The organism is Janthinobacterium salmonicoloratum (assembly GCF_051380845.1).
Classification (GTDB): domain Bacteria; phylum Pseudomonadota; class Gammaproteobacteria; order Burkholderiales; family Burkholderiaceae_D; genus Janthinobacterium; species Janthinobacterium lividum_F.
The window spans coordinates 397,370-418,166 of record NZ_JBNYXV010000002.1 but is presented as its reverse complement, the minus strand read 5'-3'; the positions used below and the strand labels follow the sequence as shown (position 1 = coordinate 418,166).

21 protein-coding genes are annotated in these 20,797 nt (G+C 64.5%); 13 read left to right on the top strand and 8 right to left on the bottom strand.

Annotation, left to right across the window (positions count from 1 at the left end; genetic code table 11):
- The first annotated feature begins 12 nt into the window (after positions 1-12).
- From ACQ4WY_RS15030 to ACQ4WY_RS14975, 12 genes are read left to right on the top strand one after another with little or no spacing between them, the layout of a single operon-like run.
- Positions 13-507 (top strand): GspH/FimT family pseudopilin, encoded by a 495-nt coding sequence (locus ACQ4WY_RS15030; RefSeq protein ID WP_353659232.1) that lies wholly within the window; start codon positions 13-15, stop codon positions 505-507.
- A complete protein-coding gene (gene gspI, locus ACQ4WY_RS15025; RefSeq protein WP_436504760.1) occupies positions 504-887 on the top strand; it encodes a type II secretion system minor pseudopilin GspI in 384 nt (127 codons plus the stop codon). The genes ACQ4WY_RS15030 and gspI overlap by 4 nt, the downstream gene beginning before the upstream one ends.
- Positions 887-1,510: a PulJ/GspJ family protein gene (locus ACQ4WY_RS15020; protein WP_436504759.1), complete on the top strand. Its 624-nt coding sequence runs from the start codon at positions 887-889 to the stop codon at positions 1,508-1,510. The genes gspI and ACQ4WY_RS15020 overlap by 1 nt, the downstream gene beginning before the upstream one ends.
- Positions 1,507-2,481, top strand: coding sequence for a type II secretion system minor pseudopilin GspK (gene gspK, locus ACQ4WY_RS15015; protein WP_436504758.1), 975 nt, complete (start codon positions 1,507-1,509; stop codon positions 2,479-2,481). Before ACQ4WY_RS15020 ends, gspK begins: the two co-directional genes overlap by 4 nt.
- 19 nt (positions 2,482-2,500) lie before the next feature.
- Entirely contained in the window at positions 2,501-3,730 is a 1,230-nt protein-coding gene (gene gspL / locus ACQ4WY_RS15010) for a type II secretion system protein GspL (RefSeq protein WP_436504757.1), read from the top strand.
- On the top strand, positions 3,727-4,260 hold the full coding sequence (locus tag ACQ4WY_RS15005) for a type II secretion system protein M (RefSeq protein ID WP_436504756.1): 534 nt from the start codon (positions 3,727-3,729) through the stop codon (positions 4,258-4,260). The genes gspL and ACQ4WY_RS15005 overlap by 4 nt, the downstream gene beginning before the upstream one ends.
- Entirely contained in the window at positions 4,257-5,033 is a 777-nt protein-coding gene (locus ACQ4WY_RS15000) for a type II secretion system protein N (protein WP_436504755.1), read from the top strand. Before ACQ4WY_RS15005 ends, ACQ4WY_RS15000 begins: the two co-directional genes overlap by 4 nt.
- Positions 5,030-7,282: a type II secretion system secretin GspD gene (gene gspD / locus ACQ4WY_RS14995; protein ID WP_436504754.1), complete on the top strand. Its 2,253-nt coding sequence runs from the start codon at positions 5,030-5,032 to the stop codon at positions 7,280-7,282. The genes ACQ4WY_RS15000 and gspD overlap by 4 nt, the downstream gene beginning before the upstream one ends.
- Before the next feature lie 10 nt (positions 7,283-7,292).
- Positions 7,293-8,714: a type II secretion system ATPase GspE gene (gene gspE, locus ACQ4WY_RS14990; RefSeq protein WP_436504753.1), complete on the top strand. Its 1,422-nt coding sequence runs from the start codon at positions 7,293-7,295 to the stop codon at positions 8,712-8,714.
- 10 nt (positions 8,715-8,724) lie between these two features.
- Positions 8,725-9,945 carry a type II secretion system inner membrane protein GspF gene (gene gspF / locus ACQ4WY_RS14985; RefSeq protein ID WP_353659223.1) on the top strand — a complete coding sequence of 407 codons (1,221 nt, stop codon included), beginning with the start codon at positions 8,725-8,727 and terminating at the stop codon, positions 9,943-9,945.
- Between the two features lie 15 nt (positions 9,946-9,960).
- Positions 9,961-10,524, top strand: coding sequence for a type II secretion system protein N (locus ACQ4WY_RS14980; protein WP_436504752.1), 564 nt, complete (start codon positions 9,961-9,963; stop codon positions 10,522-10,524).
- Positions 10,525-10,582: 58 nt separating this feature from the next.
- Positions 10,583-12,850: a patatin-like phospholipase family protein gene (locus tag ACQ4WY_RS14975; RefSeq protein ID WP_436504751.1), complete on the top strand. Its 2,268-nt coding sequence runs from the start codon at positions 10,583-10,585 to the stop codon at positions 12,848-12,850.
- Here ACQ4WY_RS14975 and ACQ4WY_RS14970 read toward each other — a convergent pair.
- A complete protein-coding gene (locus tag ACQ4WY_RS14970; protein WP_436504750.1) occupies positions 12,823-13,617 on the bottom strand; it encodes a helix-turn-helix domain-containing protein in 795 nt (264 codons plus the stop codon). The two genes, ACQ4WY_RS14975 and ACQ4WY_RS14970, sit on opposite strands and share 28 nt — an antisense overlap.
- A 167-nt stretch (positions 13,618-13,784) precedes the next feature.
- On the opposite strand from ACQ4WY_RS14970, the gene ACQ4WY_RS14965 reads away from it, so the two are divergent.
- Positions 13,785-14,399 carry an outer membrane protein gene (locus ACQ4WY_RS14965; protein ID WP_436504749.1) on the top strand — a complete coding sequence of 205 codons (615 nt, stop codon included), beginning with the start codon at positions 13,785-13,787 and terminating at the stop codon, positions 14,397-14,399.
- A gap of 67 nt (positions 14,400-14,466) precedes the next feature.
- Here the strand turns inward: ACQ4WY_RS14965 and ACQ4WY_RS14960 are convergent, their stop codons facing one another.
- The 7 genes from ACQ4WY_RS14960 to ACQ4WY_RS14930 form a co-directional block, all read right to left on the bottom strand.
- Complete coding sequence (locus ACQ4WY_RS14960) at positions 14,467-14,661, bottom strand: hypothetical protein (protein ID WP_034753063.1); 195 nt, start codon at positions 14,659-14,661, stop codon at positions 14,467-14,469.
- A gap of 15 nt (positions 14,662-14,676) precedes the next feature.
- On the bottom strand, positions 14,677-16,029 hold the full coding sequence (gene hslU, locus ACQ4WY_RS14955) for an ATP-dependent protease ATPase subunit HslU (protein ID WP_436504748.1): 1,353 nt from the start codon (positions 16,027-16,029) through the stop codon (positions 14,677-14,679).
- A 36-nt stretch (positions 16,030-16,065) separates the two neighbouring features.
- A complete protein-coding gene (hslV, locus tag ACQ4WY_RS14950) occupies positions 16,066-16,602 on the bottom strand; it encodes an ATP-dependent protease subunit HslV (RefSeq protein WP_010394217.1) in 537 nt (178 codons plus the stop codon).
- Between the two features lie 223 nt (positions 16,603-16,825).
- Positions 16,826-17,278: an RNA polymerase-binding protein DksA gene (gene dksA, locus ACQ4WY_RS14945; RefSeq protein ID WP_034753066.1), complete on the bottom strand. Its 453-nt coding sequence runs from the start codon at positions 17,276-17,278 to the stop codon at positions 16,826-16,828.
- Positions 17,279-17,758: 480 nt separating this feature from the next.
- Positions 17,759-18,865: a CobW family GTP-binding protein gene (locus ACQ4WY_RS14940; protein WP_436504747.1), complete on the bottom strand. Its 1,107-nt coding sequence runs from the start codon at positions 18,863-18,865 to the stop codon at positions 17,759-17,761.
- 139 nt (positions 18,866-19,004) lie between these two features.
- Complete coding sequence (locus ACQ4WY_RS14935; RefSeq protein ID WP_436504746.1) at positions 19,005-19,952, bottom strand: tyrosine recombinase XerC; 948 nt, start codon at positions 19,950-19,952, stop codon at positions 19,005-19,007.
- A gap of 7 nt (positions 19,953-19,959) precedes the next feature.
- Positions 19,960-20,637: a DUF484 family protein gene (locus tag ACQ4WY_RS14930; RefSeq protein ID WP_436504745.1), complete on the bottom strand. Its 678-nt coding sequence runs from the start codon at positions 20,635-20,637 to the stop codon at positions 19,960-19,962.
- Between the last annotated feature and the right edge of the window lie 160 nt (positions 20,638-20,797).

Sequence of the window (20,797 nt, the reverse complement as noted above, 5' to 3'; positions counted from 1 at the left end):
GTTTTCCATTGCATGCCTGCCATGACCACCGGTCGCGCACTGCCCCGGCCACGCGCCAGCGGCTTCACGCTGATCGAATTGCTGGTGGTGATGGTCATCATCGGCGTCACCCTGGGCCTGGTGTCGCTGAACGCCATGCCGAATGGCCAGCAAGCGCTGCAGAAGGAAGCCGAGCGCATCGCGCTGCTGCTGCAACTGGCGCGCGATGAAGCCATCGTGCGCAGCCGGCAGGTGGCGTTCGAGGCTGACGACAATCAATACCGTTTCCTGGTCCTCAATGAAAAGCTGTGGCAACCCGTGACGCAGGACGATTTGCTGCGCGAGCGGGCGTTTGCCAACACGCCCATGCTGCTCAGCGTGCAACCCTCGAACAGCGTGGCCCAGCCGCTGCGCATCATCTTCGGCCGCGAACCGGTCGACAAGCCTTTCGTGCTGACCCTGGCCAGCGGCGAACGTAGCGTGGCCATCCGCGCCGACGGCATCGGCCACTTCACGGTCGAGCAATGATGCGGCTCTCACGTCACCGCCGCCAGCGCGGCTTCACTTTGCTGGAAGTATTGGTCGCCCTCGTCATCGTCGGCACGGCCCTGGGCGCCTCGCTGCGCGCCGTCGGCAGCCTGACGCAGAACAGCGATGGCTTGCGCAGCGCCATGATGGCCACCTGGTCGGCGGAAAACCACCTGGTGCGCCTGCGCCTGGCGAAGACTTTCCCGCAGACGGGCAAGCGCACGGTCGACTGCCCGCAGGGCGATCTGAAACTGATCTGTGAAGAGGAAGTGGTGGCCACGCCGAATCCCCGCATCCGGCAAGTACGCGTGAATGTGTATGACGTGCAATATCCGGCCCGGCGCATCGTGCGCCTGGTGCTACTGGCGTTCAACGACTGATGGCGCGCCGCAATCACGCCGCCGCCGGTTTCACCCTGATCGAGCTGCTCGTGGCGATCGGCATCCTGGCCATGGTCGCCGTGCTGGGCTGGCGCGGCCTGGACAGCATCATGCGTTCGCGCGAAGTGCTGACCAGCCAGCTTGAGCAGGCGCGCGGCATGCAACTGGCATTTGCCCAGATGCAGAGCGATTGCGACCACCTGGCCGGTGCCGGCCAGAGCAATACCCTGCTGAATGGCCGCATCAACCTGTCGGCGGAAAATGACCGCCTGACCTTGGTGCGCCTGGCCGCGTCGGAACAGGAGCCGCAGCAGTTGCAAGTGGTCACTTACCGCCTGCGCGGCGGCGTGCTGACGCGGCGCGAGTCGAACGGCACGCGCGACCTGGCTGTGCTCGACACCCTGTGGCAGGCGGCGCGCGACGATACCGATACCTCCAGCGCCGACGTGGCCCTGATGCAGGGCGTCGACAGCATGGTCATGCGCGGCTGGAGCAATGGCGCCTGGAACGTGCTGACGGCAGGCGTCACCATTTCCAAGCAAGTGCCGGGCCTGGAAGTGACTTTGCAGATGCCGGGCCAGGACGCGGGCCTGTCCAAAGTCTTTTTATTGGGACCGGGATGAAGCGCTTCTCGCTCCCCGCCCGCCAGCGCGGCGTGGCCGTCATCACGGCTTTGCTGCTGACGGCGCTGGCCATCACCGTCGTCGCCAGCCTGTTCTGGCAGCAACAGGTGCAAGTGCGTTCGATGGAAAACCAGCGCCTGCGCCTGCAGACGCAGTGGGCCATGCGCGGCATGGTCGACTTCGCTCGCTTCTGGCTGCGCCAGGACAATCCCATGCTGACGGCGCTGGACGGCGTCTGGGCCACGCCCATCGAGGAAGCGCGGCTCGACGATTATGTGGACCGCGAAAAGGTCGACACGGAAAAATTCGACGCCACCGTGTCGGGCCGCGCGCTCGATGCGCAGGCGCGGTTTAATATTACCAACCTCGTTGACGCCACGGGCACCATCAATCCGAAACAGGTGCTGGCCTACCAACGCCTGTTGTCAAACATGAAGCTCGATAGCGGCCTGGCGCAAGCCACGGCCGATGCCGTGCTGCGCGCGAAGCCGAAGCCACGTGCCGCTGACAGTGGCGCCGACGGCAAGACGCCTGCGGCCGCGCCCGCCTCGGGTGGCGGCAGCGAGCCGGTGGCCTTCACGCAGGTCGAGGATTTGCTGGCCGTGCCCGGCTATACGCCGCAGATGATCGAGCAGTTGCGCGATGTCGTCATCATCTTGCCGGAGATCACGGGGGTCAACGTGAATACGGCCCCGGCCGAAGTGCTGGCCGCCGTGACGATGATGTCGCTGTCCGAGGCCAGTGCCCTGACTTTGAGCAATCCGCGTAAAAAGTTTGTCGATAAGTTAAATTTCCAGAATAATATTAATGCTGAACTGATTGAAGGCGTGGAACTCGATGTGAAGAGCCGCTACTTCCTCACCGTCATCCGCGTGCGGCTGGACCGTGCCGCCCTCGATGCCGTGGCGCTCATCAATCGAAAAACGGATCCGCAGCGCACCACCAGCCTGGTCTGGTTGCGGGAAAATTAACAGCTGAAAGCGAGTCACTTTGACAATATTGTATATCCGTCACCCGGCCAAGGCGTCCACCGACAGCGCGCCTGCCTGCTCCTTCGTGCTGGCCGGCGACGGCGGCGCCCTGCTGCAGCAAGGCAGCGCGCCGCTGGGCAGTCTGGCCCAGCTGATCGCCGGCGCGAAGCAGGTGGTGCTGCTGCTGGCGGCGGCCGACGTGACCCTGCTGCGCCTGAAAACGCCGCCGCTGGCCGGCGCCCGCCTGCGCGCGGCCTTGCCCGGCCTGGTGGAAGAACACATCCTCGGCGACACCCAGGATTGCCTGCTGGCCGCCGGCGCGCCCGACGCTTCCGGCATGCGCACGGTGGCCGTGGCGCAGCGCGCCTGGGCGGAGGTACTCGTGAAGGCTTTGCTGGCGCAGGGCGCGCGCAAGGTGGCGCTGCTGCCGTCGCAGCTGTGCCTGCCCTTGCAGCCGGGCAGCGTGACGGCCTCCCTGCAGGCCGTCGGTGACGGCCTGGAATTGGCCTTGCGCCAGGCGCCGCAAGAGGGCCTGGGCCTGGTTTTGCCGGCCCAGCCGCAGCAGGCGCTGCTGACGACGCGCGCGTTTGCCGGCGACGTGCCCCTGACTGTCTACGTGGCGCAGGCCGAGCTGGCGCAATATCAACAGCTCGCCGCCGGCATGGATGGCGTGACGCTGGAGCCGGATCATTGGGCGCACTGGATCGCCGGCGCCAAAAATGCGGGACTGGACCTGGCCGCCGCGCTGGGCACGGCCACGGGATCGGCCACCGAATGGCGCCGCTGGCGCTGGCCGCTGCGCCTGGCGCTGCTGGCCGTGATCGTCAACCTGGCCGGCATGAATATCGAATGGATGCGGCTGAAGCGTGAGGCAGCCACCGTACGCACCTCGATGCAGCAAACCTTCAAGGCCGCGTATCCGAATGAAGCGCCCGTGTATGGACTGGAAGCGGAGCAGATGCGGCGCAATATCGCTGCCGCCCGCCTGCAGGGCGGCCAAGCGAGCATGGATGACTTCACCAGCATGAGCGCGGCGCTGGGCGAGGCGCTGGGCGGCCTGGCCGGGCGCGGCGTGGTGGCGTCGCTGGAATACCGCGAGCGCAGCCTGATCGTCAGGCTGAAACCGGACATGGTCGACGCCAGCGCCCAGGCGCAGGTGCGCGATGGCCTGGCTGCGCGCAAGCTGGCCTTGAATGAAACGGCGCCGGGCGTGTGGAAGATCACGCCGGCCACGGGAGCAAAAGCATGAGTGCAGCAGTCAACAAGGCGCGTGCCGCGCTGGTGGGCCAACAGCAAAATGTGCAGGCGTTCTGGGCCGAGCGCACGCAGCAGGAGCGCAAGCTGTTGGCCATCGGCGGTGTGGTGGCGGGGCTGGCCCTCGTCTACGCGGTGTTTTTCGAGCCGGCGTGGACGGGCCGCATCGCCTTGCAAAAGAGCTTGCCCGAGCTGCGTCAGAATGCGGCCCAGTTGCAGGCGCTGGCCCGAGAAGCGGGCGACCTGGCGCGCCAGGCGCCCGTGCAGGTCGCTCCCATGAGCCGTGACAGTATCGATGCCTCGTTGAAGGCGCGCGGCCTGACGCCGCAATCGCTGTCGCTGACGGGAGAGTACGCGCGCGTGCAATTGAATGGCGTGCCGTTTGCCAGCGTCATGTTGTGGCTGGACGGCTTGCGTCGCGAAGGCCGCGTGGCGGTGCAGGAAGCGAAGATCACGGCGCAGGGCAAGGCGGGGCTGGTCGATGCCAGCCTGACCCTGCACCAAAGCCCGGGCGCGGCGCGATGACGCGCTTGCTCGGCTGGCTGCTGGCCATCTGCGTCAGCGTCTGCGTCACCCTGCTGGTATTTTTCCCGGCCGGCTGGGTGGCCAGTATCGTGGAAAAGCAGACGGGCGGACGTTTGACCTTGGGCGACGCGCAAGGTACCCTGTGGCGCGGCTCGGCCTTTATCGGCGGGGCGGCCAGCGCGAACGGCGCCGTGACGCCACTGCTGCCGGGGCGCTTCAGCTGGCGCATTTCGCCGTCCGTGCTGTGGGGATCGGTCGACGTGGAATTGCAGAATGCGCAGGCGCTGTCGCAGGCCGTCAATTTGCGCGGCTCGTGGTCGCACTGGCAGGTCAGTCCGGCGGCCCTGCTGCTGCCGGCCGATGGCTTGGGCGGCCTGGGCGCGCCGTTAAATACCGTGGCGCCGACGGGCAGCATGCGCCTGTCGTGGAGCACCCTGCAACTGGCACTGGAAAAACAGCAGTTTTCCGCCGTCGGGCGCACCACCTTGCAGATGACGGACATGGCGTCGCGCCTGTCGTCCTTGCGTCCGCTGGGCAGCTACGAACTTGATTTCGATTGGCAGGGGCAGCAGGCGACGTTGACACTGCGCTCCATCAAGGGACCGCTGCTGCTCGACGGCAGCGGCAGCCTGCAACAGGGGCGCATGCAGTTTTCCGGCCAGGCCCAGGCCGCAGCAGGATATGAAGAGACCTTGGCGAGTTTGTTGAATTTGCTGGGACAGCGCCGTAGCAATAGCGAAAAAAACATCATCGCCTTAGAGTTCAGACAATGAAAAAACCATCCGTGAGCCCCCATACCTTCTCCTTTTCGCTGCGCCGCCTGTCGGCCGCCGCCTTGCTGTGCTGTTCCGTGGCCGGCATGCCGGCACCCGTCTGGGCCGCGCCCGGCGATGAAGCGGCGCTCAATTTCGTCGGCGCCGACATCGAGTCCGTGATCAAGGCGGTGGGCCATTACACCAACATCAATTTCGTCATCGACCCGCGCGTCAAGGGCACGATCACCCTGGTGTCGGAAAAATCGATCAGCAAGACGCAGGCGTTCGCGCTGCTGGCCTCGGCCTTGCGCCTGCAGGGCTATGCGGTGGTCTCCGGCGACGGCTATGCGAAAGTGGTGCCGGAAGCGGACGCCAAGCTGCAGTCCGTGCCGACCCAGGTGGGCAATGGCGCCAGCCAGGTGAAGGGCGACCAGATCGCCACCCAGGTGTTTTACCTGAACTACGAATCGTCGGCCAACCTGCTGGCCGTGCTGCGCCCTTTGATCTCGCCGAACAACACGATCAACGCCAACCCGGGCAACAACTCGCTGGTGATCACCGATTACGCGGATAACCTCAAGCGCCTGGCGAAGATCATCGCCGCGCTCGACGTGCCCGCCTCGACGGACCTGGACGTGATCCCCGTGCGCTATGCCATCGCTTCCGACCTGGCCTCGATGGTGAACAAACTGATGGAAGGCGGGAATGCGGGTGCCGGCGCAGGGGCCGACGCGGGCAAGGTCTCCGTGCTGGCCGACCCGCGCACCAATTCGCTGGTGCTGCGCGCACCGTCGGCGGCGCGCGCCAACCTGGCCAAGTCGCTGATCTCGAAGCTGGATCAGCCGACCACGCAGCTGGGCAATGTGCACGTGGTGTACCTGAAGAATGCGGACGCCACCAAGCTGGCGCAAACCCTGCGCTCGGTGGTGACGTCGGACGGCACGGCCGCCTCGGCGCAGCAGCCGACCAACAACAGCCTGAATACGAACAACCAGAATACCCAGAACAGTGGCATGAACAGCACTGGCCTGGGCGGCAATACGCAAAGCGGCACCTCGGGCGGCGCTTCGCTGAGCAACGGGCCGCAGCAGTTGTCGTCGGGCGGTGCGGCCGGCTTCATCCAGGCCGACGCTTCCACCAACACCCTGATCCTGACGTGCAACGAGGCCGTCTACCGCAACCTGCGTGCCGTGATCGACCAGCTAGACGTGCGCCGCGCACAGGTCTATATCGAGGCGCTGATCGTCGAAGTGACGTCGGCCAAGGCGTCCGAGTTCGGCGTGCAGTGGCTGGGGCTTTCCGGCGACAGCAGCAGCAGCTACCGCGTGGGCGCGCTGCAGTCGTTCGCCGGCGGGACCGACAACAATATCGCCAAGCTGGCGCTGGGCGGCGGCAAGGTGCTGCCGACGGGCGGCCTGACCCTGGGCATCTTCAAGCAGATCAATGGCGCGCTGGGCCTGGGCGCCGTGGCGCATGCGCTGGAATCGGACGGCAACGCGAATATCCTGTCGACGCCGAACCTGATCACCCTGGACAACGAGCTGGCGACCATCAAGGTGGGCCAGAACGTGCCTATCCTGACGGGCCAGTACACCAGCACGGCCGGCACCAACACGAATCCGTTCCAGACCATCGACCGCAAGGAAGTGGGCCTGACCCTGAAGGTGCGTCCGCAGATTTCCGAAGGCGGCACCATCAAGCTGGGCATCTATCACGAGACGTCGAGCGTGGACAAATCCACGTCGACAGCCGTCAGCGGCATCACCATCAACAACCGCGTGATCGAAAACAATGTGCTGGCCGACGATGGCCAGATCATCGTGCTCGGTGGCCTGATCGAAGACAGCACGGGCGACAACGCGGAAAAAGTGCGCGGCCTGGGCGACATTCCGCTGATTGGCAACCTGTTCAAGTACCAGACGCGCGAGCGCAAGAAAACCAATCTGATGATCTTCCTGCGCCCTGTCATCGTGCGCAACAAGGAACAGAGCGGCAGCCTGGCGGCCGACCGCTACGACTACATGCGTTCTGCCGAGACGGCCGCCGTGCCGGCTTCGGGCAATCTGATGCTGAAAGACCTGGGCACGCCGGTGCTGCCGCCCCTGCAGGATGGCCAGCCTGTGGGCGGCAACATGGTGACGCGTCCCGTGCCGCCAGCGCCGACGCCGCCGCCAGGCGCGCCGGCCAACGCGGCCACGCCGCCGCAGTCGCTGCTGCAGCAATATCAGCAACAACCGCAGCAACAACCGCAGCAGCCACAGAAGTGATGGGACAGTCATGAGTAATCTGCTTCCCTACGCCTACGCGCGCGATTTCGGCTTGCTGGCCCGGCCCGGCGCCGTCGACGGCGCCCCCGTCGAGGTGCTGGTGGCCGCATCGACGGCGCCGGCGGCGATTGCCGAAGTGTCGCGCCGTTTCGGCCAGATTCAGCTGACGGTGCTGCCGCGCGGCGAACTCGATGCGGCCATCGCCGGCGCCTACGCGGGCGGCGGCGGCGACGCCTCGCAGATGGCCGATGAATTCGACGCCGACCTCGATCTCACCAAGCTGCTGCAGGACGTGCCGGCCATCGAGGATTTGCTCGAATCGTCCGACGACGCGCCCGTCATCCGCATGATCAACGCGCTGCTCACGCAGGCGCTGCGCGAAGGCGCGTCCGATATCCACATCGAGCCGTTCGAGCAGACCTCCGTCGTGCGCTTTCGCATCGACGGCAGCCTGCGCGACGTGGTGCGCCCGCGTAAAGCCATTCACGGCTCGCTGATCTCGCGCATCAAGATCATGGCGCAGCTCGACATCGCCGAAAAGCGCTTGCCGCAGGACGGCCGCATCACCCTGCGCGTGGGCGGAAAACCCGTCGACGTGCGCGTCTCGACCCTGCCCACCGGGCATGGCGAACGGGCCGTGCTGCGTTTGCTGGACAAGGAAGCGGGCCGCCTCGACCTGCAGCACCTGGGCATGAGCGCGCCCATGCTGGGGCAGTTCGATGGCTTGATCACGCAGCCGCACGGCATCGTGCTCGTCACGGGCCCCACCGGCTCGGGCAAGACGACCACTCTGTACGCGGCGCTGTCGATGCTCAACGCGACGACGACGAATATCCTGACGGTGGAAGACCCGATCGAGTACGACCTGGCAGGCGTGGGCCAGACGCAGGTCAACCCGCGCATCGACATGACCTTTGCCAAGGCGCTGCGGGCGATCCTGCGGCAAGACCCCGATGTGATCATGATCGGCGAGATCCGTGACCTGGAAACGGCGCAGATCGCCGTGCAGGCATCGCTGACGGGCCATCTGGTGCTGGCGACCCTGCACACGAACGACGCCTCGGCGGCCGTCACGCGCTTGCTCGACATGGGCATCGAACCGTTCCTGTTGTCGTCGTCGCTCCTGGGCGTGCTGGCGCAGCGCCTGGTGCGCAAGCTGTGCGGCTCCTGCAAAACCTTCGACGGGCAATACTGGCAGGCGGTCGGCTGCGAGCAGTGCGGCCAGACGGGCTACCAGGGCCGCGTGGGCGTGTATGAACTGCTGCGCACGACGGAGCAGATCCGCGCGCAAATCCACAACCGCGCTTCGGAGGCGGACGTGCGCGCCGTGGCCCTGCAGGACGGCATGACGAGCATGCGCGATGACGGCGAACGCTGGCTGCGCGACGGCACCACCACGCAGGCTGAATTGCTGCGCGTGACCAAAGACTAGGCCCGCCACCATGCCCGCATTCCGCTATGAAGCCGTCGACGCCCAAGGGGCCACCCGCAAGGGCGTGCTCAATGCCGACAGTCCCCGTTCCGCGCGCGCCGAGCTGCGCGTGCAAGGCCTGGTGCCGCTGGCCGTCGAACCGATCGCCGCGCAGGTCGATGCCGCCGGCGTCACCAAACGGCGCGGCTTCGGCGAGCGCCTGTCGAGCACCGAGCTGGCCCTGTTTACGCGCCAGCTGGCCAGCTTGCTCGAAGCGGGCCTGCCGCTGGAGCAGGCGTTTTCCGCCTTGCTGGAACAGGCCGAGCGGCCGTATCTGCGCGACCTGATCGCTTCGATCCGCTCGGAAGTGATCGGCGGCGCCGCGTTTTCCGACGTGCTGGCGCGCCATCCGCGCGATTTTGCGGAAATTTACCGGGCGCTGGTGGCGTCGGGCGAGCAGATCGGCCATTTGTCGCGCGTGCTGTCGCGCCTGGCCGACTATATCGAGCGGCGCAATGCGCTGGTGCAGAAGGTCAAGCTGGCATTTACGTATCCGGCCATCGTCACGGTGGTGGCGTTTTCCATCGTGATCTTCCTGCTTACCTATGTGGTGCCGCAGATCGTTTCGGTCTTCGCCAATACCAAGCAAAAGCTGCCCATGCTCACCGTGATCATGCTGGCGCTGTCGGACTTCGTGCGCAACTACGGCATCGTCGTGGCGATTGCCCTCGTCGGCGCCTGGGTGGCCTGGCGCCGCGCCCTGCAGCAGCCTGCCCTGAAGCGGCGCTGGCATACCTGGCTGCTGACGGCGCCCCTGTACGGCAAGTTCGAGCGCAGCCTGAATACGGCGCGTTTCGCCAGCACCCTGGCCATTACCACGGGGTCCGGTGTGCCGATCCTGCGCGCGCTCGACACGAGCCGCGACACGCTCACCAACGTGGCGATGCAGGAACTGGTGCAGGAAGCCAGCGGCGCCGTGCGCGAGGGTGTCAGCCTGGCGCGCGCGCTGTCGGCGCAAAAGCATTTTCCGCCCATGCTGATACACATGATACGCGCCGGTGAAATCACGGGCGAGTTGCCGGCCATGCTGGAACGCGCCGCCAGCGCGCAGGAGCAAGACCTGGAACGCCGTACCCTGACGATTGCCGGCCTGCTGGAGCCGGCCCTGATCCTGGCGATGGGCGTGGTGGTGTTGCTGATCGTGCTGGCCGTGCTGATGCCGATTATCGAAATCAATCAGCTCGTAAGATAAGAATCCAAGGAAGCCATGAAGCGTTTGCCTCAAGTTACAAGTTTGCTCGCCGTCGTGGCGCTGTCCGTGTCGCTGGCCTATTGGGCCATGCAGCTGTTCAAGGCGCCGCAGCGTCCCATCAATCCACCCGCCGTACCGGTGGTGCAGGATGCCAGCGTGGAGGCGGGCGCTTCGCTGTTCGGCGGCCAGGTCAGCGTGGCCACGGTCAGCAACTACCAGCTCAAGGGCGTGGTGGCCGCCAGCAATGGCCGCGGCAGCGTGGCCATCATCTCGACCGATGGCAAGCCTTCCGTGGCCCTGCCGGAAGGCGCCGAGGTGGTGCCCGGCGTGACGGTGCTGGAAGTGCATGCGCGCCACGTGCTGCTGCGCGATGGCGGCGTGAGCAAGCGCATCGACCTGGTGGCCGACGACAAGGCGCTGGCCTTGCCGGGGCAAGTGTCCGCCAGCCCAATGCCGGCTGCGGCCCCGGCACCGGTCAGTAACCTGGTGCCGCCGCCGCTGCCGATGGAGCAGCAGCGGCCGGCGACCATGATGCCGGCGCCGCAAGTGAGCAGCAGCGTGCCTCCGCCGTCAAACTAACGCTGTTTTTTTCGTATTTTGCCGATGGCGCTGTGCCGCCGTCGCCACAGGAGTCTTCATGTTCTCGATCCGTGCCGTCCTGGCGGGCTGCGTGGCGGCGCTGTGCGCCTTGCCGCCGGCTGCCGCAGCCGACGTTCCCGCCGCCACAGCCGCCACTACTTCTCCCCCCGTTTCCACCCTTGCCGTCCCTGCGCCCGTGTCGGCGCGTCCGCGCATCGCCCTGGTGCTGTCGGGCGGCGGCGCGCGCGGCCTGGCGCATATCGGCGTCTTGAAAGTGCTGCAGGAGCTGCATGTGCCGATCGACCTGGTGGTCGGTACCAGCATGGGCGGCGTGGTGGGCGGCGCGTATGCGGCTGGCGCCTCCGTGGCGGACCTGGAAAAGATGGCGCGCGAGACCAACTGGGCGCGCGTGGTGGCCGACCGGCCGCCGCGCGACGAGCTGGCGTTCCGCCGCCGCGAGGAAGATTTATTGCTGCCGTCGCGCATCGAATTTGGCGTGAGCCGCAATGGCATTTCCACGCCGCCGGCCGCGGCCAGCAATGCGGCGCTGGAGATGGCCTTGAACCGGCTGCTACCAGCCGGCATGCGCGACCGCCCCGCGAGTCAGCTGCCGCTGCCCTTCCGCTCGGTGGCCTCTGACCTGGTCAATGGCGAGCTGGTGGAACTGGTCGACACGCCCCTGTTCCTGTCGATGCGCGCCTCGCTGGCCGTGCCGGGCGTGTTTGCGCCCGTGCGCGTGAATAACCGCCTGGTGGTCGATGGGGGGCTGGTGCGCAACCTGCCCGTCGATATGGCGCGCGCCATGGGCGCCGACATCATCATCGCCGTCAACGTGGGCACGCCGCTGGCGCCGGAAAAAGACCTGGGCAGCGCCATCGGCGTGGCGCAGCAGATGCTGCAAATCCTCACGGAGCAGAACGTGCAGCGTTCGCTCAAGGAATTGCAGGCGCAGGATATCCTGGTGGCGCCGGATTTGACGGGCGTGAGTTTCCTCGACTTTGAAAACTATGCGCGTGCCATGCGCGCCGGCGAGCAGGCGGCGCAGGCCTTGGCCGCCCGTCTGGCGCCGCTGGCCCTGCCGCCGGAACAGTATGCGGCGCGCGAGCGACTGCGCCTGGCCGCGCCGGCCTTGCTGGACGTGGCCCTGCCGCTCACGCGCTTGGCCGTGGAGAGCGAAGGCGACATCAATCCGCGCATCCTGCAGGCGCAATCGGGCCTGGTGGAAGGGCAGGCCGTCAGCCAGGAAGATGTGCTCAAGGCGGCGGCCAGGCTGTATGGCCGGGGCGACGTGGCGCGCGTGGAGACGGACGTGGTCGATGCCGGCGACCAGCGCGCCGTCACCATCAAGGCGGTCGAAGCGCCGTGGGCCAGCAACCGCCTGCGCGTGGGCCTGGAATTGGCCAGCGATTTCAGGGACAGCAATAATTTCGCCCTGAAGCTGCTGCATGCGCGCTCGAACCTGAACAGCTGGGGCGGAGAGTTGCGCACCACGGCGCAGATCGGTAATACGCGCGGCTATGGCGTGCAGTTCTGGCAACCGCTGGGCGCCGGTAACCCGTGGTATATCGCGCCGCAGCTGCAATACACCTCGTCTGCGATGGATTTGTTCGACCAGGGCCGGCGCAGCGCCCGCCTGGCATATAACGGCCAGACAGCTGCACTGGTGCTGGGACGCCAGTTCGGTACCTGGGGCGATCTGCAGTTCGGCGTCGCTCGTACGGAAGTCAAGGGCAAGCTGGCGATTCCGGCCGACCCTACGCAGCCGGAGTCGCGTGCGCTGGGCACCACGCAGTTCGTGCGATTCCGCGCCGATACGCTCGATTCGCCGGGCTTTCCCACGCGCGGCGTCTTGCTTGAGGCAATCTGGGCGCGCGATACGACCACGGGGGCGGGCGAGGCGGCCCTGGGCCAATCGTCCATCACGGGGTTGAAGGCTTTTGGCCGCGGCAACTGGGCCGGTCACGTGTATGGCGAATGGGCGCGCTCACAGCGTGACGAAGCGCCGCTCAATCTCGGTGGTTTCCTGCGCTTGTCCGGCACGGAATTTGATTCGGTGAGAGGACGCAGTATCGCCTTCGCGCGCTTCGTGATGGCGCGCCGCATTGGTTCCTTGCCCAGCACCCTGGGCGGCGTCGTGAGGGCCGGTTTTTCGTTGGAACTGGGCGGCGGCTTCGACCAAAGTGAGCGCTGGAAAGCCAGCAAGTTCACGCAGGCCAGCAGCGCCTTCATCTCCGTCGATACGCGCTTCGGTCCCGTGTACGTGGCATCGGGCGCGTCGAAGGGCGGCGAAAGCACCTTCTATCTGTTCCTGGGACCGGTCTGGTAAACGGCGCCTGGCGCGGCCGACGAGGCGGCCGCCGTGCTGCGGCGCAGGGCCGTGAAGGCGGCAAATTCCCATGAGCGGAAGCCCAGCAGCAGGGTAAAGCCATCGCGTTCGGCGGGGGGCAGGCGCCGGTCGTTCTGGTGCAGCCGCGCCAGTTCCTCGGCCAGTTGGCGGATCTTTTGCACCAGTTCCTGCGCGCTCGACAGTGACAGGCGCGCCGGGATGCACATCAGCGTCTCGCCGGCGCCGTCAAAGTGCCCGCTGAAATAATCGGCCACCACGTATTCGCGGAAGTACTGTTGCACCGGGCCGTCGGCCAGCCAGTGGAAGGCGTTCGAGACGCGCAGACTGTAGCGGTTCAGCGGCTTGAGTTCGATCAAGCCCAGCCGGTCCAGCTCGGCCAGGCAGCCGATGCATTCGGCCTGCGTCAGCGCATACGTTTCCACCACCTGCTCCAGGCTCCAGTGACCGAGGCAGCAGATCGCCACCAGCAGCAGGCGCGGATGCGCGACCAGCGACTTTTCCTGTACCAGGGTGAGCGTGTCGGCATGCGGCGTGATGTCGGCCGCACCGCGCAGCACGTCTTCCATGGCGATGCCCGAGGCCTTGCAGATCAGGGCCAGGCGTGACAGCGACATGTCGTGCTGGCCAAACATGCGCTTGACGCTCGATTCGCTCATGCCGATGCGTTCGGCCAGCACTTTATAGGTGATGCCGGCGGCGCGCAGTTGGGTGCGCAGCACGCGCAAAACCAGTTCAGGTGAACTCACGATAGTTCCTTTATGCAATTTTGGTAGCGGATGACGGTACCGAATGTAGCCGTTAATGGCACTTTGCACAAGGTGATAGTACTTTACGGCAAAAGAGATGACACTCCCGCTTGTGGCTCGCACGGCGCGCTACAACCAGGCAACTCATCCACTTGTAGAGGTTATTCATGTCCTTCAAATTACGTTTCCCCGCAGCGCTGCTGGCGCTGGCCGCCATCGCTCCCTTGCATGCATCGGCGGCCGATCCCGCGCCGGGCCCCATCTACATGGGCGCCAGCTATGGCTTTCGCGCCAGTACCGGCCTCGACTGCGTGCCGGGACAAAACGATTGCGACAAAAGCAGCAAGCGCAACGGCAAGGCCTACGTGGGTTACAGTTTCGACGCGCTGCGGTTTCAGGGCGGCGTGGCCCTGCCTTCGATTGAGCTGGTGGGGTATATGGGCGGCGAGGTGAAGTCCGGCTTCGACACGGACGCCGGCCGGCGCGCTGGCCGCGGCAAGTTCACGGGCCTCGGCATGCAGGGCGTGCTCGGCTACCAGTTTGACGCGTTTACCCTGAGCGGCCGCTTGGGCGCGGCTTACACGCAGGGCAAGGTCGATTATCTGGGCGGCGGTTCGGACAAGAAGGACAAGATCGGCCTGACCTACGGTATCGGCGCGGCGTATGCGCTGAACAAGAACTGGGCGCTGCACCTCGACTGGGACCGCGTGCCGGTCAAGTACAGCAGCAAGCAGACGACCAAGGTCGACATGTTTTCGCTGGGCGCATCCTACCGCTTCTAAGGGGATGCTGCTGCGGCAGAGAGTGGCCTGATGGCGGACGCCCCTGAGCGGGGTGTCCGCGGGCGGCCTATTTGTCCGTTTCTACTTTCAGCAGTAATTTCGCCAGCAGGCGTTTTTCCTGCTGGCGCTGGCCTGACACGGTTTTTACGTGCGCCCCGGCGGCGCGCTGCAGGGCGGCAGTGGCGACCGGGTTGCGTGGTTTTTGCGAGGGTTCGACGCGGAACTGCATTTTCTGCCGCGTCGCCAAGGCCTTGTTTGCCATCGCTTCCCTCCCAGATTACAGCACGTAGCGCGACAGGTCCTCGTTGACCGACAGCGCCTCCAGGCGTTCATTGACATACGCGGCATCGATCACCAGCAGGTTTTCCGTGCTGCTGCTGTTTTCGCTGGCCGTAAACGACACTTCTTCCAGCAGTTTTTCCATCACCGTATGCAGCCGGCGCGCACCGATGTTTTCCGTGCGCTCGTTGACCGAATAGGCGATTTCCGCCAGGCGCGTGATGCCCTCCGGCGCGAATTTCAAGGTCAGGTTTTCCGTCGCCAGCAAGGCTTCGTACTGCATCGTCAGGCAGGCGTCGGTGCTGGTGAGAATGCGCTCGAAGTCCGAGATCGACAGCGATTCCAGTTCCACGCGGATGGGGAAACGCCCCTGCAGTTCCGGAATCAGGTCCGACGGCTTCGCCAGGTGGAAGGCGCCCGAGGCGATGAACAGGATGTGGTCCGTGCGTATCATGCCGTACTTGGTGTTGACGGTCGTGCCCTCGACCAGCGGCAGCAGGTCGCGCTGCACGCCGGCGCGCGAGACGTCGGCGCCGCCCGATTCCGAACGCGAGGCGATCTTGTCGATTTCATCGAGGAAGACGATGCCGTTCTGCTCGACGTTCTGGATGGCCTTCTGTTTCAGCTCATCCTCGTTCACCAGCTTGGCCGCTTCTTCCTCGACCAGTAGTTTCAAGGCTTCCTTGATCTTGACCTTGCGCGCCTTCTTGCGCTGCCCGCCTACGCCCGAGAACATGGATTTGATCTGCTCCGTCATTTCTTCCATGCCGGGCGGCGCCATGATTTCCATCTGCGGGCCCGCTTCGGCCAGTTCGATCTCGATTTCCTTGTCATCGAGCTCGCCCTGGCGCAACCGCTTGCGGAAGGTCTGGCGCGTGGTGTCGCCGCTGCCGCTGTCCACGGCCGCTGGCGTATTCGGCGTGAAGCCGAAGTCGCGCGCCGGCGGCACGAGGATGTCGATCACGCGGTCCTCGGCCGCATCTTCGGCGCGTGCGCGCACCTTCTTCATTTCCAGCGCGCGCGTCTGCTTGATGCCGATGTCGATCAGGTCGCGGATGATGGTGTCGACGTCGCGGCCCACATAGCCCACTTCCGTAAATTTGGTCGCCTCGATCTTGATAAACGGCGCCTCGGCCAGCTTGGCCAGGCGGCGCGCGATTTCCGTCTTGCCGACGCCCGTGGGGCCGATCATGAGGATATTCTTGGGCGTGATTTCATGGCGCAGGGGCTCGGCCACCTGCTGGCGGCGCCAGCGGTTGCGCAGGGCGATGGCAACGGCGCGCTTGGCTTTGGCCTGGCCCACCACGTGCTTGTCGAGTTCGGTGACGATTTCCGACGGGGTCATGTTCATGATCATAATGGCTTTCTATTCTTTGCTCGGGCGCGCTTAATCGAGCGTTTCGATAATGTGGGACATATTGGTGTAGATGCACAGCTCGGCGGCGATGGTCAGCGATTTCTTGACCACTTCGGCCGGCGACAAGTCCGTGTTTTCCTGCAGCGCCTTGGCGGCCGACTGGGCGTAAGTGCCGCCCGAGCCGATGGCGCCGATGCCGTCTTCCGGTTCCAGCACGTCGCCATTGCCCGTGATGACCAGGGTCGACTCGCTGTCGGCTACCAGCAGCATCGCTTCCAGGCGGCGCAGCACACGGTCGGTGCGCCAGTCCTTGGCCAGTTCGACGGAGGCGCGCAGCAGATTGCCCTGGTGTTTTTCCAGCTTGCCTTCAAATCGGTCGAGCAGGGTGAAGGCGTCGGCGGTGCCGCCGGCAAAGCCGACCAGGACCTTGCCCTGATACAACTTACGCACTTTGCGGGCCGTGCCCTTCATGACGATGTTGCCCAAAGTTACCTGGCCATCGCCGCCCAGGGCGACTTGCTTGCCGCGCCGGACGCAGAGGATGGTGGTGCCGTGAAATTGTTCCATAGTGACCTCAAAAGATTCGTGCCTATGCGTGCAGCGTCATGCGATTGCGCGCCCATGGCTCAAAAGTGGGGATGGAAAAGGCAATTGCAAGCGGCACTTGCCGCTGCCGTGCTTGCTTCAGTGTAGTCGGCGCGGGACGAAAAAAAAGCACGCAACCGAGGTTGTGTGCTTTTTTTATCGCCATCGCGGGGCCGCCGGGGCGGTCGCGCAAGGGGAGGGGCGATCAGTCGCCGTACAGCTTTTGCTTCAGTTCGCGCCGTTGCTGGGCTTCCAGCGACAGGGTGGCGGTCGGACGGGCGATCAGGCGCGGGATGCCGATAGGCTCGCCCGTTTCTTCGCACCAGCCATAGTCGCCGGCGTCGATGCTGGCGATCGATTGCTGTACTTTCTTCAGCAGTTTGCGCTCGCGGTCGCGCGTGCGCAGTTCCAGCGCATGCTCTTCCTCGATGGTGGCGCGGTCGGCAGGATCCGGTACGAGCACGGTTTCACGCAAGTGTTCCGTGGTTTCGCCGGCGTTTTTCAGCAGGTCTTTTTCGAGCTGCTGCAGGCGCGCCTTGAAGAATGCCAGTTGTGCCGGATTCATGTAGTCATCTTCGCTCATGGCGCGAATTTGGTCTTCGCTGATGAGAGGGATGTCTTGGTTGGCGGCCGGGGTCGATTTATTAGTTTTGGTCATAACTTCGCTTACCTTCGATACGACAGAGTTTTCAAATTGATCAGTTGATGCGGCGATACCGAGCAACTGTACAGGTTCCGCTTGGCATTGCTGTCCCGCTGTACTGCTTGCGACCTTGGCTTGCCGGCGAAAGCCAGGATTACCGGCAGGCTATGGTGCCATGTTGATAACTTTTTACCGCTCTATGCCAGTCGCGCTATGCGCGCGACAATGGGCGTGTTGGGTGGATCGCTTGCATGCCTGGCATGTGGCCAGTGGCAGTTTGCCAGCATTTCATGACAGGCGAACGACATGGGCGTTTTCGTGGCTGATTTTGGCACGCTTTGCCTTATATTGCCATCCCGATTTGTTGCCTAGCCGATCAGAGACGGCTACTTGTTGGTTTATACCAGCAAGATGGGTGTCGGACAGCGGGAAAGTGTGCTTAACTTTCCCTTTTGTTTCTGCTTTGCAACGGATACTTTGCAAAACCCGGCTAGTTTATACCAAACATTGTTCGAGTCCGCGAATAAAAATGTCTTTTGGTAGATTCTTGCCAATAAACACCATTTTGCTGCCGCGCACTTCGTTTTCGCCCCATTTGGCGCCCAGGTCGCTGCCCATCAGCTGGTGTACGCCCTGGAATACCACCTTGCGTTCGGCACCCTGCATCAGCAGCACGCCCTTGTAGCGCAGCATGCGGGGGCCATACACTTGCACCAGGCCACCGAGGAACTCGTCGAGCTTGGCGCTGTCGAACGGTTGCGTGCTCTTGAAAACAAAGGCGGCGATATCGTCGCTGTGCTGCGCATGGTGGTGGTCGGCATGGCCGCAATCGGTGGCGCAGGCGTCGCTGTGCGCATGTGCGTGCTCATGTCCGTGTTCATGCTTGTGTTCATGTGCGTGATCGTGGTCGTGCGCCTTGTCGTGGTCATGCACGTGCGCCGTTTCCGTGGCCAGGAAATCCGGGTCCAGTTCCAGCTTTTCATTCAAGTTGAACCCGCGGATGTCGAGCACTTCGGCCAGCGGCGCGCGGCCGAAATCGACCTTGGCGATGGGCGCGCGGGGATTGATGCGTTTCAGGCGGCGCGTCAGGGCTGCCACGTCTTCTTCACTGACTAGGTCGGTTTTCGACAGCAGCAGCTTGTCGGCAAAGCCCACTTGCCGCTGGGCTTCCTCGTATTCATCGAGTTGCTTCATTGCATGACGGGCATCGACCACCGTGATAATGGCGTCGAGCATGTAGTGGTTGCCCACTTCTTCGTCGACAAAGAAGGTTTGCGCCACGGGGCCGGGATTGGCCAGGCCCGTCGTTTCGATGACGACGCGGTCGAACGCCAGCAAGCCGGCGTCACGCTTGCGCGCCAGTTCCGTCAAGCCAACGATCAGGTCGCCGCGCACGGTGCAGCAGATGCAGCCGTTGTTCATTTCGATGATGTGTTCGTTGCTATCTTGCACCAGGATTTCATTGTCGATGTTTTCCTGGCCAAATTCGTTCTCGATCACGGCGATGCGCATGCCATGGTCTTCCTGCAGTATGCGGTTGAGCAAGGTGGTTTTGCCTGCGCCCAGGAAACCGGTGAGGATGGTGGTTGGAATCAGTGCCATGAAGGATGCCTATGCTGTAATCGGTGGTGCCGCCGCGCAAGCGGAAGAATGCGGACGATTATGCCGGAATTTTGCAAAAGCTTGCAAATGCGCGCCCATGCACTTGATATGGATCAGGCTAGCCAACGGGCGCGGCTGCTTACTTGAGCTTGGCGCGCGGGTGGGCCTGGTCATACACGTGCGCCAGGTGCTGGAAATCGAGGGCCGTGTAGACCTGGGTCGAGGTGATGCTGGAATGGCCCAGCATTTCCTGTACGGCACGCAAGTCGCCCGACGATTGCAGCACGTGCGAGGCGAACGAGTGGCGCAGTACGTGCGGGTGCACATTCGCGGGAATTTCCGTCGCCAGCGCGTGCGCCTTCAAGCGCAGCTGCAGCACGCGGGGCGAGATGCGCGTGCCGCGCGTGCTTAAAAACAAGGCAGCGCTGCCATCCTTGGCAGGCGGGCGCACGGCCAGCCAGGCAGTCAAGGCCACAAGGGCCGCCTTGCCGACGGGTACCTTGCGCATCTTGCTGCCCTTGCCCGTGACGATGACTTCGAAGCTGGCCATGTCGAGCCAGCCCAGCGAGGCGGGCTGGCCATCCTCGGCCTTGCAGTAATGGGTATCGAGGCTGGTCAGTTCGGACACGCGCAAGCCGCTCGAATACAGCAGCTCGAACATGGCGCGGTTGCACAGCTGCTCCGGTTCGGCGGCGCCTTGCTGGTGTTGCGCGGGCGCCACGAGGCGCACGGCATCGTCCACCGACAGGGCTTTTGGTAACGTTTTGGCACGTTTGGGGGCGCGGATGCCGTCGACGGGATTGGCGTCGAGCTTAGTCTCGCCGCTGAGCCAATTGAAAAAGCCCCGCCACGACGACAGCTTGCGGGCGATCGAGCGCGGGTCGAGGCCGCCGGCATGCAGCTTGGCCGTGTAGCGGCGCACTTCGTTGTGCGCCAGCGCCGTCCAGGGTGTATTGCCGCTCAGTTCCAGCAAGGCGCGCAGGTCGCGCCCGTAGGCGTCGAGCGTATGCGGCGACAGCTTGCGCTGCGTGGCCAGCTGCGCCAGGTAGGCGTCGAGCCACTCGGCCTTGCCGCGCGCCTCGCCCATGGCCGACTCAGGCAGGGGAGCCGGCGCGCAGCGCGGCCAGGGCGGCACTGGCCGTGGCGCCGATATGCACGAGGAAGTCGGTGCCCATGCTCGAGGTGAAACGTTCGCTGTCGGGCGAACCGAGCACCAGCAAGCCGAAGGTGCCGGTCGTGCCGGGGGCGCGCAGGGCGATCATGACGGTCGATTCGATTTTATCCGCCTGCAACCAGTGCACGGCTTCGAAATCGCGGTTGCTGCCGCAATACGGCGCTTGCAGGCTGTTGGCAAACATGCGCACGTCGGCCGTGACATCTTCCGTGAACCAGCCATTGGCGTGTTCCGGCAGCACTTGCCACAGGCGCAGGCTGACATAGGGCACGTCGAAATTGCTTTGCAAGGCGTCGACCAGCACACGCGGCATGTCCGCATCGTTGCGCACTTGCAGCATGGCCTGGTTCCAGCCGTGGAATTTGCTGGCGATATCGCCATTTTCCTCGGCCAGGCGGCTCAGCTTGGACATGCGCAGTTCCAGCGCCTTGTACTTGTCGCGCATCACTTCCATCTGCCGTTCCTGCAGCGAGATGGTGCGTCCCGTCAGCGGGCTGCTCAGCTTGACCTCACCGAGCAGGGCGGTATGCTCTTCGAAGAAAGTCGGGTGCTCGCTCAGGTACTGGGCGACGGTGCTGGAATCGAGTGTGGCGGTCATTGATAAGGTCTGTCAGTGAAAGTTGAACACTTCATTCTAACCGAGAGTGCGGCGCCTTAGGCGCAAAGGGCGTGGCGCCGGTGCATTTTCCGCGCGCGCATGAAAAAAGCGGCATGGTTGCCCATGCCGCCTTGTATTCCTTGCTCAGCAATCACCCGCG